Origin of the sequence: Rhodococcus sp. C1, assembly GCF_020809065.1 — a bacterium.
Lineage (GTDB): Bacteria > Actinomycetota > Actinomycetes > Mycobacteriales > Mycobacteriaceae > Rhodococcus_F > Rhodococcus_F qingshengii.
This window is the reverse complement of record NZ_CP078080.1, coordinates 1796771-1809791: the sequence shown is the minus strand read 5'-3', so window position 1 is coordinate 1809791 and position 13021 is coordinate 1796771. Positions and strand designations below refer to the sequence as shown.

The 13021-nt window shown below is 63.3% G+C and carries 16 protein-coding genes; 9 read left to right on the top strand and 7 right to left on the bottom strand.

Annotated features, from left to right (window positions below; genetic code table 11):
- The first annotated feature begins 50 nt into the window (after positions 1 to 50).
- From KTR60_RS08420 to KTR60_RS08400, 5 genes are all read left to right on the top strand, one after another.
- Positions 51 to 386: a DUF3349 domain-containing protein gene (locus KTR60_RS08420; RefSeq protein ID WP_003941853.1), complete on the top strand. Its 336-nt coding sequence runs from the start codon at positions 51 to 53 to the stop codon at positions 384 to 386.
- Positions 387 to 390: 4 nt separating this feature from the next.
- Positions 391 to 693: a DUF3349 domain-containing protein gene (locus KTR60_RS08415; protein WP_003941976.1), complete on the top strand. Its 303-nt coding sequence runs from the start codon at positions 391 to 393 to the stop codon at positions 691 to 693.
- Positions 690 to 1829 carry an o-succinylbenzoate--CoA ligase gene (gene menE / locus KTR60_RS08410; RefSeq protein ID WP_228402026.1) on the top strand — a complete coding sequence of 380 codons (1140 nt, stop codon included), beginning with the start codon at positions 690 to 692 and terminating at the stop codon, positions 1827 to 1829. The genes KTR60_RS08415 and menE overlap by 4 nt, the downstream gene beginning before the upstream one ends.
- A gap of 88 nt (positions 1830 to 1917) precedes the next feature.
- Positions 1918 to 2925, top strand: a complete 1008-nt coding sequence (locus tag KTR60_RS08405; protein ID WP_003941960.1) for a daunorubicin resistance protein DrrA family ABC transporter ATP-binding protein — start codon at positions 1918 to 1920, stop codon at positions 2923 to 2925.
- Positions 2922 to 3749 (top strand): ABC transporter permease, encoded by an 828-nt coding sequence (locus KTR60_RS08400; RefSeq protein WP_003941848.1) that lies wholly within the window; start codon positions 2922 to 2924, stop codon positions 3747 to 3749. Before KTR60_RS08405 ends, KTR60_RS08400 begins: the two co-directional genes overlap by 4 nt.
- Positions 3750 to 3770: 21 nt before the next feature.
- Here KTR60_RS08400 and KTR60_RS08395 read toward each other — a convergent pair whose 3' ends face one another.
- A complete protein-coding gene (locus KTR60_RS08395; RefSeq protein ID WP_065352870.1) occupies positions 3771 to 7019 on the bottom strand; it encodes a BTAD domain-containing putative transcriptional regulator in 3249 nt (1082 codons plus the stop codon).
- 49 nt (positions 7020 to 7068) lie between these two features.
- On the opposite strand from KTR60_RS08395, the gene KTR60_RS08390 reads away from it, so the two are divergent.
- Entirely contained in the window at positions 7069 to 7938 is an 870-nt protein-coding gene (locus KTR60_RS08390) for a 1,4-dihydroxy-2-naphthoate polyprenyltransferase (RefSeq protein WP_019744341.1), read from the top strand.
- Positions 7939 to 7950: 12 nt separating this feature from the next.
- On the opposite strand, the gene KTR60_RS08385 is transcribed toward KTR60_RS08390, so the two are convergent.
- Genes KTR60_RS08385 through KTR60_RS08370 form a run of 4 tightly spaced genes read right to left on the bottom strand, consistent with a single transcriptional unit; the run spans position 7951 to position 9996 of the window.
- A complete protein-coding gene (locus KTR60_RS08385; RefSeq protein WP_003941998.1) occupies positions 7951 to 8331 on the bottom strand; it encodes a phage holin family protein in 381 nt (126 codons plus the stop codon).
- Between the two features lie 49 nt (positions 8332 to 8380).
- Complete coding sequence (locus tag KTR60_RS08380) at positions 8381 to 8947, bottom strand: Clp protease N-terminal domain-containing protein (RefSeq protein ID WP_065352134.1); 567 nt, start codon at positions 8945 to 8947, stop codon at positions 8381 to 8383.
- A 5-nt stretch (positions 8948 to 8952) separates the two neighbouring features.
- Positions 8953 to 9204 carry an HTH domain-containing protein gene (locus tag KTR60_RS08375; protein ID WP_003941869.1) on the bottom strand — a complete coding sequence of 84 codons (252 nt, stop codon included), beginning with the start codon at positions 9202 to 9204 and terminating at the stop codon, positions 8953 to 8955.
- A 54-nt stretch (positions 9205 to 9258) separates the two neighbouring features.
- Entirely contained in the window at positions 9259 to 9996 is a 738-nt protein-coding gene (locus KTR60_RS08370; RefSeq protein ID WP_065352133.1) for a lysophospholipid acyltransferase family protein, read from the bottom strand.
- Between the two features lie 122 nt (positions 9997 to 10118).
- Here KTR60_RS08370 and KTR60_RS08365 point away from each other — a divergent pair, with 122 nt between their 5' ends.
- Positions 10119 to 10742, top strand: coding sequence for a GNAT family N-acetyltransferase (locus KTR60_RS08365; protein ID WP_054187825.1), 624 nt, complete (start codon positions 10119 to 10121; stop codon positions 10740 to 10742).
- On the opposite strand, the gene KTR60_RS08360 is transcribed toward KTR60_RS08365, so the two are convergent.
- Both KTR60_RS08360 and KTR60_RS08355 read right to left on the bottom strand, forming a co-directional pair.
- Complete coding sequence (locus tag KTR60_RS08360; RefSeq protein ID WP_003941980.1) at positions 10640 to 11743, bottom strand: PLP-dependent cysteine synthase family protein; 1104 nt, start codon at positions 11741 to 11743, stop codon at positions 10640 to 10642. The two genes, KTR60_RS08365 and KTR60_RS08360, sit on opposite strands and share 103 nt — an antisense overlap.
- A complete protein-coding gene (locus tag KTR60_RS08355) occupies positions 11740 to 12126 on the bottom strand; it encodes a DUF4229 domain-containing protein (RefSeq protein ID WP_030535490.1) in 387 nt (128 codons plus the stop codon). The genes KTR60_RS08360 and KTR60_RS08355 overlap by 4 nt, the downstream gene beginning before the upstream one ends.
- Before the next feature lie 291 nt (positions 12127 to 12417).
- On the opposite strand from KTR60_RS08355, the gene KTR60_RS08350 reads away from it, so the two are divergent.
- A complete protein-coding gene (locus tag KTR60_RS08350; RefSeq protein WP_003942029.1) occupies positions 12418 to 12630 on the top strand; it encodes a BldC family transcriptional regulator in 213 nt (70 codons plus the stop codon).
- Positions 12631 to 12795: 165 nt separating this feature from the next.
- Positions 12796 to 13002: a hypothetical protein gene (locus tag KTR60_RS08345; RefSeq protein WP_003941996.1), complete on the top strand. Its 207-nt coding sequence runs from the start codon at positions 12796 to 12798 to the stop codon at positions 13000 to 13002.
- The last annotated feature ends 19 nt before the right edge of the window (positions 13003 to 13021 follow it).

Genomic DNA, 13021 nt, shown 5'->3' with positions numbered 1-13021 from the left:
TCGTCGCGGCACACCACTGAAACCACCGAAACGAAAATGAGGCCGAGGATTTGAGCAAGTATTCATTGCGCAGCGTGCTCGACTGGCTGCGTGCCGGGTATCCCGAGGGCATCCCGGACAAGGATCATTTTGCGCTGCTCGCCGTTCTCCGTCGTCGTCTGACGGACGAGGAGATCGAGCAGGTCGTTTCGATGTCCATCGAGTCGGCACACGAAGTGCCGGACCGCCACGTCGACTACGACACCATCCGCGCCATCATCGAGGGAATCCTCAACGAGGAGCCGTCCGAGGACGACGTCGATCGTGTCACCGAAAGGCTGCGCGCAGGTGGGTGGCCGGTCATCGAAGACGTGGACACCGACAACGAAGTTCGAGACGTGAGCTGACGTCATGGCCCTTCCGCCCTTCCTCACGTCGATAGTCGGCTGGTTGCGGGCCGGCTATCCCAATGGCGTCCCCGAGCAGGACTACATCCCACTTTTCGCGCTCCTCACTCGCAGACTCTCCGAAACCGAGGTCGACGCCGTCGCCGACGCGTTGATCGAGGACGGCGATCTACCCATCGAGAAGACCGACATCCAGGTCCTCATCACGAAGATCACCAACGAGATGCCACTCGAAACCGACGTCGACCGCGTACGAAGCCATCTGGCTGCCGGTGGTTGGCCGCTGGCTGGACCGGACGTCCGGTGAAAGTTCTTCGCACACTGGCTGTTCCACAGGGTGAGGCGGTCTTCGAGGTACTGCCTGCCATCGCGCAGATCCTGGACGGCGTGCACGACGCCGTGCTTCCCGTCCCGGCGGCCGACGCACGCGAGACGGCCCGACTGAGCGACGCTCTGCACCCCGATCAGCCCATCGACGACGGCATCTCGCTGGTGGTCGCCACGTCGGGGACCACCGGAACCCCGAAGGGCGCGATGCTCACCGCGAGCGCACTGCGAGCCAGCGGCGACGCGACCCATGAACGCCTCGGCGGCACCGGATCCTGGTTGCTGGTTCTCCCCCCGCACCACATCGCCGGGATGCAAGTTCTGTTGCGCAGTGTCCTCGCCGAAACACAACCGGTGATCGTCGACGTCAGTGCGGGTTTCGACCCTGCCGCATTGCCGGGCGCTGTCGCCGCGATGAGCGGACCGCGCCGCTACACCTCGTTGGTGCCGACGCAGTTGGTCAAGGCACTCGGTGATCGCTCCGCGGTCGAGGCCCTGGCTTCGCTCGACGCGGTTCTGCTCGGCGGCGCTGCTATTCCCGCACCGGTACTCGCGCAGGCGACCGAAGCGGGCATCACCGTCGTCCGCACCTACGGGATGAGCGAAACGTCCGGCGGTTGCGTCTACGACGGAATCCCGTTGTCCGGAGCACAGATTCGTATCGACGACGGCCGAGTTCTGCTGGGCGGTCCGATGCTCGCGTCCGGGTACCGCGGGCTTCCCGACCACCCTGCCTTCGCCGAACCCGGATGGTTCCGGACCGACGACGCCGGATCAGTGGTCGACGGGGTCCTGCGCATCAGCGGCCGGTTGGACGAGGCAATCTCCACCGGTGGGCTGACCGTCGTACCGCAGGTGGTCGAGGCCGCGCTGGCCGATCACCCCGCCGTTCGCGAGTGCGCGGTGATCGGCATCAAGGACCCGCGGCTGGGGCAGCGGGTGGTGGCCGTGGTCGTACCCGAGGGCGAAGCTCCGACGCTCGACGAACTGCGCGCATATGCTCAGCGGACACTCGACGTCACCGCGGCGCCGCGGGAACTCTTCGTCGTGGACGCGCTCCCCCTGCGTGGACCGGGAAAGCTCGACCGCGCCGCCCTGGTGGCTCGGTTCAGCTAGCAGCCGCAGCACCGACCTCGCGCGCTGTGCAAGTAACCGCAAGTTCCACGCAAGGTCCATGCAAGATCGGTCTGCCAAGCTTCATCCCATGAACCACACAGCTTCGCCTCTTGCCATCGAGGCCGACGGACTCGTCAAGAAGTTCGGCGAGCACCGCGCGGTCGACGGCGTCAGCCTCACCGTCCCCACCGGCTCGGTGTTCGGCGTCCTCGGGCCGAACGGCGCCGGCAAGACCACCACCGTCCGCATGCTCGCCACTCTCCTTCGCCCCGACGGCGGTGAGGCGCGCATCTTCGGCCACGACGTCAGCCGTGAACCCACCGCGGTCCGATCCCTGATCGGCGTCACCGGTCAGTACGCCTCCGTCGACGAGGATCTGACGGCGACCGAGAACCTCGTGATCTTCTCGCGGCTGCTCGGCCTGAGCCGCCGCGATGCGCGCACCAAGTCCCTGGAACTCCTCGAGGAGTTCGATCTGGTCGAGGCCGCGACCAAACCGCTGAAGAACTTCTCCGGTGGCATGCGTCGACGCCTGGATCTGGCGGCAAGCCTGATCGCGCGCCCGCCGCTGCTGTTTCTCGACGAGCCCACCACCGGCCTCGATCCGCGCACCCGCGCCCAGATGTGGGTGACCATCCGGCGACTCGTCGCCGAGGGTTCGACGGTGTTGCTCACCACGCAGTACCTCGACGAAGCCGATCAACTGGCCGATCGCATCGCGGTGATCGACCGCGGCCGCGTGATCGCCAACGGCACCGCCGACGAACTCAAGGCTTCGGTCGGGATCTCCTCGCTCCAACTCAAGCTGGTCGATCGTGATCGCACCGAGGAGGCTCGCTCGCTCATCGCCGCTGCGCTGAGCGTCGAGGTGGGTGTCACTCCCGAGGTCGGGCGGATCACCGCACCACTGAGCGACCCATCGATCACGGCGGACCTGTTGATCCGTCTGCGTGAGCAAGGTATCGCCGTCGACGAGATCAACGTACAGAAACCCAGCCTGGACGAAGTGTTCCTGACCATCACCGGGCACCAGCCCGAAGACGGTGGACGCAACGACGCCCAGTCCGACAACGACTCCGATCGGAGCGTCGCATGACAACCACCCTCACCAAACCCCGGTCGCCGATAGCCCAGCCGGATGCCGCACCCCGCCGCATCAGCCTGCAGCAGAGCTTCGCGAACACGTTCACGATGGCGTACCGCGGAATTCTCAAGATCAAGCACAACCCCGAGCAACTGTTCGACGTCGTCATCCAGCCGATCATCTTCACGTTGATGTTCACCTACATCTTCGGCGGCGCGATCGCCGGTGACGTGACGGCATATCTGCCGACGATCATCCCCGGCATCCTCGTCCAGACCGTCATCACCGGTTCCATCGTCACGGGCACTCAGCTTCGTGAGGACATGGACAAGGGCGTGTTCGACCGCTTCAAGTCCCTTCCCATCGCTCGTATCGCCCCGCTGTCCGGTGCATTGCTCGCCGACGTCGTGCGCTACGGCATCGCCACGACCATCACGTTCATCGTCGGTTTCGCGATGGGTTACCGCCCCGCAGGCGGCGTGGTCGGCATTCTGTCTGCCGCGATCCTGGTCATGGTGTGCGCGTTCTCCATCAGCTGGATCTTCGCTCTCATGGGCGTGCTGATGAACAAAGCGTCCACGGTGCAGGGTGTTTCGATGCTCGTGCTGTTCCCGCTGACGTTCCTGTCGAATGCGTTCGTCGATCCTGCCACCATGCCGAGTTGGCTTCAGAAGTTCGTGAACGTCAATCCGGTCTCACACCTGGTGACCGCGGTTCGCGAGCTGGCCAACGACGGACACTTCGGTATCCACGTCGTATGGTCGCTGGTGGGCGCCGCGGTGATCGTTGCCGTCATGGCACCTTTGACCGTGCGGATGTACATGCGCAAGACATAAGTCCCGCACCATCGTCCAGACCTAGTCCAGCACCGGTCCGCGAAGCGCAGCCAACACTGCTTCGCGGACCGCTCTGCGTGAGTAACCCGATACCTTCTCGGTTTCCACAGACCACCTGTCGGCTCCGACCAGACCAACCGCGAAGTCGGAGAGGCGCGCGTGATGGAGCGAGACGAAGTCTTGTCTCCCCGGCATTTTCAACGACAAAGCCATCAGTTCGACTCCGCGTTCGATGTTGCCCGTGACAAGATCGAACGACCCGATCGCCGACGCCAACGAACCCGCGAGCGGCAGGTCCGCGTAACCGTTGGGATCGAGCTTGAGAGCACTCGACTCCTTCATCTGCAGAACGCGGCCCGCCACCAGTTCGTGCCGGCCGTGAACTGCGTGAGCGCACACAGCCGCGGCACCGAGCAGAACGACGAAGGGATCACCGAAGATGTTCTCGATCGCAGAACCCAACAGCTCCAGCGCTTCTCGATACCGAGCCAAGCCCTCGTCGATACGGCCGTCCGCGAGATCCGCCTCGGCGATACTCGCTATGAGCGCCGCGCGCCGTTGATCGGTTTCGATGGCCCCGGTCCCACCCGAATGCGCCAATGCCGGACGTGCACGATCGAGAAGCACCCGACCACCAGCGGTGTCACCGGCCGCGATCATTGCTCCGGCTTGAAAGCAGATGAGCTGCATCGCCTCGTCACGCGCACCGAGGCGTTCCATCGACGCCGCCGCGATCGCGTAGAACTCGATGGCCTCGCCATAGCGGGCGGATTGGCTGTGAACCGACCCGACATGTTGGGCCGCCATCGCCAGACCCCACTCGTCACCGATGCTGGTGGCGTAGTCGAACAGAGTCTCCCCGTCCAGCAACGCACCGCGCAGATCTCCGATGTTCTCCCGCATGTTCGAACGCGCGGACAGCGCCGCCATTCGGGTCTCGGGATCGGAACTGCGAACGCCTTCGGCCACCAACCGCGCAAGTTTGTGGTTGGCGATCCCACTCGTGGTCAGCTTGATCAGAAATGCGAACAACGGACCGAGATCATCGCGCTCACGCAACAGCTTTCGAAGTCGGATCCGCGCACGGGCATGGTTTCGATCGGCCTCTCCGAAGAAGAGATGCATCGCCACCAGGATGAACGTAGCGCCCACCAGTTCTGCATTCACGTCGCGCAGATCGTTGTCCGCGGTCGCCCCGACGATCTTCGACGCCCAGTTCGAGATTTCCGAGTTCGATCCTCGTACGGCCCACAGAATCGCAAGGACGGGGAAGACGTTGGCTACGGTCACCGCGTCGCCGCGTTCCACGGCCCAGCGAAGTACAGCCAGAAGGTTGTCGTGCTCGGCGTCGAGGTCGGCAATCAGACGGAGCTGATCCGTCCGTGCACGCACGACGGCATCCTCGGCGATCGCAATCGCCCAGTCGTCGAGGCGCCGAATCACTTCCGGTCCCTCCCCGGACGCGGCGAGTTGCTCCTCGCCGTATTCACGGACAGTCTCGAGCATGTAGTACCGAAGATCTCCCTGCCCGTCGCTGACGGAAAGAAGTGACTGATTCACCAGCGCTTCGACGGCACTTGCCACATCGGTCAACTCGCCCCACCCGGCAACGGCCTGCGCCGAAGAAAGGGTGAAGCCGGCCGGGAATCGGCACAATCGACGCAACGCAATCTGATCCCCGCTGCCCAACAGATTCCAGCTCCAGTCGATCACCGCGTGCAGGGTGCGATGCCGATCCGGAGACGTCGGATCATCGGAGCGCAACAACGCGAACCTGTCTCGCAGTCTCGAACCGATTTCGTCGACGCTCATGGTGCGGACCCGCGCGGCAGCGAGCTCGATCGCCAGCGGGAGTCCGTCGAGCGTCGTACACAGCTTGACTACCGCGTCGACGTCCAGATGAACAGACGGCCGCACCGCACGGGCTCTCGCCGAGAAGAGTTCGACTGCCGAGCCGGTTCCGTCTTCGATCGCCAACGGCGGCAACGGGTACACCGCCTCGGCACTGATCATGAGCGGAGAACGACTGGTGGTCAGAACCGTCAGCTGACGACCGGCCGCGATCATCTCGGCCACGATCTCCGAACACGCGCCGATCACGTGCTCACAATTGTCGAGGATGAGCAACATCGGACCGGCGGACAGCGCCTCTTTGAGTCGCTCTCTCGCCGAATGCGTTCGGCCGACGGTCAATTTGCCTGGCGCCAGATCGGATTCGCTGATTCCGAGGGTGCCTCCGATGGCCGCGATGACATCTTCGCTGCTGCGCAACGACGCCAACTCCACGAGGACCACCGAGACGCCCGGCTGGTTCACGGATCCGCGCAGGCCCAATTCGTGTGCGAGACGGGTCTTTCCGGCGCCACCAGGTCCGAGAATGGTGACGACGCGCGAGCGGGCGAGCAAGGATTCGATCTGGTCGATGTCGTTGTCGCGACCGAGCAAGGTGTTGGGGGCAGCGCGGAGACCGATCGCACGCGCGGCCCGCGGTGTAGCCGCAGGTGCCCCGAGAAGTTCCGCGTTGAGAGTCACCAGTGCGGGTGACGGATCAGCGCCCAGGCGATTGGCGAGGTGGTTGCGGAACTCCGCGAACACTTCGAGTGCCTCGTTGACTCGGCCTGCTCCGGCGAGTGCACGCATCAACGCCTCGGCCGCTGTGTCGTCGAATGGGCTCGCCAGATGGCGTCCGCGCACCAGGGGAATGGCTGCCGCGTACTCCCCCAATGTGAGCAACGCGTCGATCTGCGCCGTCTCCAGTTCGTCGTACACCCGGCCTGCGTCGAGCGCCAGACGATCTGCAACGTCGCCGACGACGTCACTCCCGGGGGTACCGCGCCACAGGCGCAATGACGCGGTCGTGACGGCGAGCGCTTCGGACGCTTCGGCGCCGACGGTGCGCAGACCACGGGCGGCGTCCGCTGCCCTGGCCAGGTCGACACGCTCCCGAGCGAGAGTGAGCCGGTATCCGGCCGCCGTGACTTCGAGGGCCCCGTCCGGGAGTGCAGATCGCAGGCGCGAGACCTGAGTGTGGAGGGCGTTCATCGGTGAGCGCGGCGGCTCCAGCCCCCAGACGTCGTCGATCAGGCTCTGCGCGGTACGTGGCTCACCCGGATTGCGAGCCAGCGCAACCAGCAGAGTTCGAGCTCGCGGACCCGGCAACGGAACCAGACGACCGCCCACTTTGGTCGAAACGGGTCCGAGCAAGGCAATGTCTGCCAGGTCTTCGCCCGACTGCGCGTACCTGGCGCGCTCACTCACGTCTCGAGTCATGTGCTGATCCACCGCGTTCGATCGTATTGCACAGTGCAAAGATCGTTGTATGGCAACAGCTGCTCAATGGATCGAAGGCGCGAGGCCGCGCACACTCCCGAACGCGATTGCGCCCGTGCTGGTCGGCACCGGAGCCGCGGCGTCCCTGGACCTCGCAGTGTGGTGGAAGGCGCTCCTGGCACTGATCGTCTCCTTGGCCTTGATCGTCGGGGTGAATTTCGCGAACGACTACTCCGACGGAATCCGCGGAACGGACGACGACCGCGTCGGGCCACTGCGCTTGGTCGGATCGAAGTTGGTCAGTCCCGGAGCCGTGAAGGCCGCGGCGATCAGCTGCTTCACCGTTGCCGCGGTAGCCGGGTTCGTTCTGGCGGCGACCACAGCCTGGTGGCTGGTTGCGGTCGGCGTGTTCTGCATCATCGGTGCCTGGTTCTACACCGGCGGCAAGAAGCCTTACGGATACAGCGGGTTCGGCGAGATCGCCGTGTTCATCTTCTTCGGACTGATTGCAGTGCTGGGAACTCAGTTCGTACAGGCCGAACGGGTGGATCTGGCCGGGCTGGCCGGCGCGATCGCCATCGGCTCGTTCTCGAGCGCGGTGCTCGTTGCCAACAATCTTCGAGACATCCCGACCGACACCGAGTCCGGAAAGATCACTCTCGCAGTCCGGCTCGGCGACGCCAAGACCCGCACACTGCACGTGATCCTGCTGGCCGTCCCGTTCGTCGCGACCCTGCTGCTGATCCTGCGCACTCCGTGGGCATTGCTCGGATTGCTGGCGTTGCCACTGGCAATCCGAGCCAACGCCCCACTGCGTTCGGGCGGGCAGGGTATGGCCCTGATCCCCGCGTTGCGCGACACCGGACTCGCCATGCTCGTCTGGGGTGCCGCGACCGCAGTTGCGCTCAGTCTCGCCTGAAAGTCGACGGACTCAACGGTTGTCCGGGACGAACGCGCTGAGCAGGAAGTTCACGATCGAGATGATCAGCGCGCCCCAGACTGCCGTCCAGAAGCCGTCGACCGTCAAGCCGTAGGACGTTCCGGACGAGATCCACGCCGTCAGCATCAGCATGAGGGCGTTGATCACGAGCGTGAACAATCCGAGAGTCAGGATGAGCAGCGGTAGCGAGAGAAGCTGCACTACCGGCTTGATGAACGCGTTGACCACCGTGAAGATCAAAGCGATCACCGCGATCACGAGAACCGTGCCCCAGGTGCCGTTGTCGTGGTTGGCGATCGTGATGCCGGTGACCCACGCCGACGCCAGCCAGATGGCTATGCCGTTGATGATGAGACGTGCCAGAAATGTCATGTCTGAATGCTGGCACATCCCGCCCCGTGCATGCGGAGCCGTGCCGAATCTAGGCGGCGCGATTCATCTTCGCTTCCAAGCGCTCACGGATCACCGACATCGTGACCTGCGTTTCGAGGGCCTGACGGCTAGGCCCGTCGGCGACACGCAGGATGCCGAGCAGGATGTGTTCGGCGCCGATGCGATTGTCCTTGTGCGCGAGCGCTTCACGGAGCGAGAGTTCCAACACCTTCTTGGAGTCCTTCTCGAATCGTGAACGAGGGAACCCGAATCGGCTCTTGCGAGAAGTGTCGACGCCGTCCGGCACAGGAGTCTCGTCCAGCACACCTTCGCCGAAGGACTGCTCGAGACTCTCCCGAACCGCATCGAGATCGATGCCGATCGACTTGAGTATCTCGGCGTCGTCGTCGAAATTGTTGGAGCTACCTTCGTTCGATCCGGCGCCGGCGTGGCGGATCACGTCGAGCGTGACACCAGACTCGGTGAGCACCTCGGTGGCGATGCCCCGATCAGAGGTGATCAGCGCGGTCAGAAGTTCCATCGGCGTGACAGGACCGGAGCCGGCGACAGCATCGACAACGACGCCTCGAGCCTGTGCGGAGAACCTTTCGAACATGGCAATTACCTGCCCTTCTCGCGCAGTGAACGCAGCATCGATTCCGACTGCGCGGACGCGTATTTCTTGTGGACGGCTTGACGGCTGACCTCGAGAGCTTCCGCGATCGCCTGCCAGGACCATCCGTGACGGCGCGCATTGGCGACCTGAATGGCCTCGAGTTTTTCGAGAAGACGACGCAGCGCTCGAACAGCACGCAATCCCTCGGTGGGATCCGGGCTACCGGCGGCAGCAGCGAGAGAGGTTGCTTCGGTCATGTTGTCAATTTAGGTTGACAACCGGAATTTGTCAACCAAAATTGACAGGCGCGCCTAGTACCCGGCGACGGCCCCGTCCACTGCCACCTGCAAGTCGGCCTGCACAGTTCGGGCGATATCCATCGGCTTGTCCGGAAGTTCGGTCACCGGCATTCCGACAAAGACACTCGCAGCCTTGACGTCGCCGGCCACTGGACCGTAATTGATGCCGATCGACACCAGTGCCGGTGAGCATCCCAACTTCTCGGCGCGCGCGACGATGTGGCCGATTCCGCTGTTGACGTGCTGCAGCCGCGTCGGATCTTCGGTGTTGCACGTCCCTTCCGGGAAAATCGCCAGACAGTCCCCGTTGCCCAGCCGCTCGGCCGCGACGTCCATCATCACTCGGCCGGCATCCGAAACTGCACGGAGGCCGTAGTTCTTGCTGCGAAAAACCGGGATGCTGCCCATCATGTCGACCTTCTTGCGCTGTGAAGGATCAACGAAGAGTTCGTCTTTGGCGAGGACCCGGGTCCGTCCGATCACTCGACGCAACGGAGTACGCCACGCGGTCGCGGCGAGCGTGAACTGGTCGCTCTCGGTCAGATGATTGACTGCCACGACCAACTGCGTCTTACGTTCCAGCAGAGTCTTCAGCGCACCTTCCGCACCCGGCGCGTACCTCACTCGCGGGCGGTACTTCAGCGCCAATGCGGCATAAGCGAGCTTCGCCACGAATCGGTTCTGCTGATGACTGCGGTAGTACTCGTACACAGCCTCGTAATTGTCGAGTGAAACTTCAGGATTGCCCATGATCCGCCCTCGCTGGAGAAGTGCCCCTTGACCAAACGATACACAACCTACGGTTGCGTAGGTTTGCGTTACAGAAGGCGTAGCGCTGGGAGAAACGCACTTCTCGAGGTAAAACGGTTTCTGTGATCCGCTCGGCCATATCCACCGACCTACCCGCACTGCAACAGATCGAGATCGCCGCGGGCGAACCGTTCCGAGACATCGGGATGGACGCCATCGCAGACGATCCACCGCCGACGCTCGACGAGTTGAACGATTTTCTCGCAGCCGAGCACATCTGGGTTCAGACCGACGCGAACGACGTACCCGTTGCGTACGCACTCGTCGAGATCGTGGACGGCGGCGCGCATATCGAACAGGTCTCCGTTCACCCCGATCATGCCCGGAAAGGCCTCGGAGCACAGCTGATCGACGCCGTCACCGAATGGGCGGCGGACCATCACCACGATCTCGTGACTCTGACGACGTTCGTCGACGTTCCGTGGAACGCGCCGTACTACGAGCGACTCGGGTTCGTGCGTCTGGCCGAGAACACGCTCTCCCCCGGCCTGATACGCATCAGAACGGACGAGCAGTCGTCCGGGTTGGACGCCTGGCCGCGCGTGACGATGAGCCGCCCGTCACACGGTCCGGCGCCGGCGATTCAGGAACTGGCCGTCCACGCACCCGAACGGACGAACTCGTCCAGCACTGTCGTCGGGCCGAGCAGGTCGATCCCTTCCGAAGCCACCCATTCGTCGTTGTAATACGTGCCTGAGTAACGCTCTCCGCCGTCGCACAGGAGGGTGACGACGCTGCCGCTGCGCCCGGCCGCCATCATTTCGGCAATCAACGCAAAAGCTCCCCACAGGTTCGTCCCCGTCGAGCCGCCCACTTTGCGCCCCAGGGCTGCGCTGGCGTGCCGGGCGGCCGCGATCGAGCCTGCGTCCGGCACCTTGATCATTCGGTCGACCACCTGACCGACAAACGACGGTTCGACGCGCGGACGGCCGATGCCCTCGATCCGGGAACCTCGAGTACCGACGATCGACGGATCGCTCGCTCGCCACGCGTCGAAAAACACGGAGTGCTCCGGGTCCACCACGCACAGCCCCGTGTCGAATTTCCGGTAACGAAGAAAGCGGCCGATCGTGGCACCGGTTCCGCCCGTCCCGGCTCCGACGACCACCCAGTCGGGAATCGGATGTTCCTCGTGTTCGAGCTGAGTGAAGATCGATTCGGCGATGTTGTTGTTTCCGCGCCAATCCGTCGCGCGCTCGGCGTGGGTGAACTGGTCCATGTAGTGACCGTTCAACTCACTCGCGAGCCGATGCGATTCCGAGTAGATCGACGACGGATCGCTCACGAAATGACAACGTCCCCCCTGCGCCTCGATCAACGCGATCTTGGCGGGACTCGTGCTCGCGGGCATCACCGCGACAAAATCCAGGCCCAGCAACTTCGCGAAATACGCCTCGCTGACAGCCGTCGATCCGGACGACGCTTCGATGACAGTGGTCTCTTCGGTAACCCAGCCGTTGCAGATCGCGTAGAGGAAAAGCGACCGTGCGAGTCGATGCTTGAGACTCCCCGTGATGTGGGTCGACTCGTCCTTCAGATAAAGCTGGACGGTCCAGTTACTCGGCAGCGGATAGCGCAGCAGGTGAGTGTCCGCGCTGCGTTGCGCGTCGGCTTCGATCAACCGCACCGCGTTGTCGACCCACTGGCGTGAGGTCCGACGGTCGACGTCGAGCGACCCCGTGGTCACCGCCCGTCTCCGCGCAGCTTGGAGCGAAGATCGTCACGATCGGACCGACGCTGGGCGTCGACCGCCGCAATGCCCGCATTAACACGCTTGCGCAGTTTCGCGAAGAGCAGCAACGACAGCGGCAGCGCGATCAGAACTGCGAACAGCGCCGCGACGATCAAGGGAACGTCCGTGCCGGCGAGCTTTCCGCCACCGATGATGACGGCACCGATCACGACGACAAGCAGCAGCCGAGCGACCGAGTACAGCACCACGTCGCGGGCTAGTTGACCCTTGGTCACCGGCCCGGAAGCCGACTTTGCTTGCCCAGAGTTTGCGGAAGGTTTACTGGCCTTGACCGGCTCAGAAGGAACATTTTCGGGGTTTTCAGACAACTGACTCACCCTCTCAGGTTACCCATTCCGAATACGGGTGGGACCGAGCCCGCTATATCCATTTTGTCCTTTACTTAAACATTACTTTTTCTTGAAAGATCGACTACCCGGCTATATCTGTGCAAACATTGCGCTACCACTCAGAAAACGGTCGAATGTGAGCGAAGGACTTCGAAACAAACTCGACGCAGGTTTTTGGCAACTGGTCGACACACCGGTTCGGAACCAAAGTTCGGAATCACTGCTCGGTTCGGAATCACTGTTCGTCAAACGTTCGACATCAAGATGGAGGACCTCACAATGAGCGCACCAACCTTCAATACCGCCGCAGACGCACTCATGACGCCCGGACAGGTAGCGGCATTGTTTCATGTCGATCCCAAGACCGTGACCCGCTGGGCACACGCAGGACGACTGGGCTCGCTTCGCACGCCAGGAGGACATCGTCGATTCCGTGAGACCGAGGTCATGCAGCTTCTGCGCTCGCTGACCACCGAAGCAGACAACAACTGAGCAACTTCAGCTCACTTCGAAGCACTTTGCGGTACCCGAGAGATCTTGCAGTACCCGACAGATACAGCACTAGCGCACTGAGCCGAAACGCTTGTCCGCACCACTTCTGGTGAAGCGGGGCGGAGACTGAGTAGGCTCGACTTCAGTTCCCTGAGGAGGTGCGCCGTGTTGTATCTGTTGGCGTTGGTGGGTTTGGTGACATTGATCGTTCTGATGTGGAAGGCATTTGGGCCCGATCCGTCGACGCGCACCCCGGTGAGCGGTGTACGCGGGCCGGATGACGATCCCGAATTCCTGTGGAATGTGAACCAGCAAACACGACGCAAGCGCACGGAAGGTCCGGACGTACCGCCGACTGACGCGTCGACGTAGCGTCCGGGCTCACCCGGCT

Excerpts from the sequence above, each read along its gene's own strand:
- KTR60_RS08415 (WP_003941976.1), top strand. The coding sequence starts at position 391 with ATGGCCCTTCCGCCCTTCCTCACGTCGATAGTCGGCTGGTTGCGGGCC.
- KTR60_RS08405 (WP_003941960.1), top strand. The coding sequence starts at position 1,918 with ATGAACCACACAGCTTCGCCTCTTGCCATCGAGGCCGACGGACTCGTC.
- KTR60_RS08400 (WP_003941848.1), top strand. The coding sequence starts at position 2,922 with ATGACAACCACCCTCACCAAACCCCGGTCGCCGATAGCCCAGCCGGAT.
- KTR60_RS08395 (WP_065352870.1), bottom strand. The coding sequence starts at position 7,019 with ATGACTCGAGACGTGAGTGAGCGCGCCAGGTACGCGCAGTCGGGCGAA.
- KTR60_RS08390 (WP_019744341.1), top strand. The coding sequence starts at position 7,069 with ATGGCAACAGCTGCTCAATGGATCGAAGGCGCGAGGCCGCGCACACTC.
- KTR60_RS08385 (WP_003941998.1), bottom strand. The coding sequence starts at position 8,331 with ATGACATTTCTGGCACGTCTCATCATCAACGGCATAGCCATCTGGCTG.
- KTR60_RS08380 (WP_065352134.1), bottom strand. The coding sequence starts at position 8,947 with ATGTTCGAAAGGTTCTCCGCACAGGCTCGAGGCGTCGTTGTCGATGCT.
- KTR60_RS08375 (WP_003941869.1), bottom strand. The coding sequence starts at position 9,204 with ATGACCGAAGCAACCTCTCTCGCTGCTGCCGCCGGTAGCCCGGATCCC.
- KTR60_RS08370 (WP_065352133.1), bottom strand. The coding sequence starts at position 9,996 with ATGGGCAATCCTGAAGTTTCACTCGACAATTACGAGGCTGTGTACGAG.
- KTR60_RS08350 (WP_003942029.1), top strand. The coding sequence starts at position 12,418 with ATGAGCGCACCAACCTTCAATACCGCCGCAGACGCACTCATGACGCCC.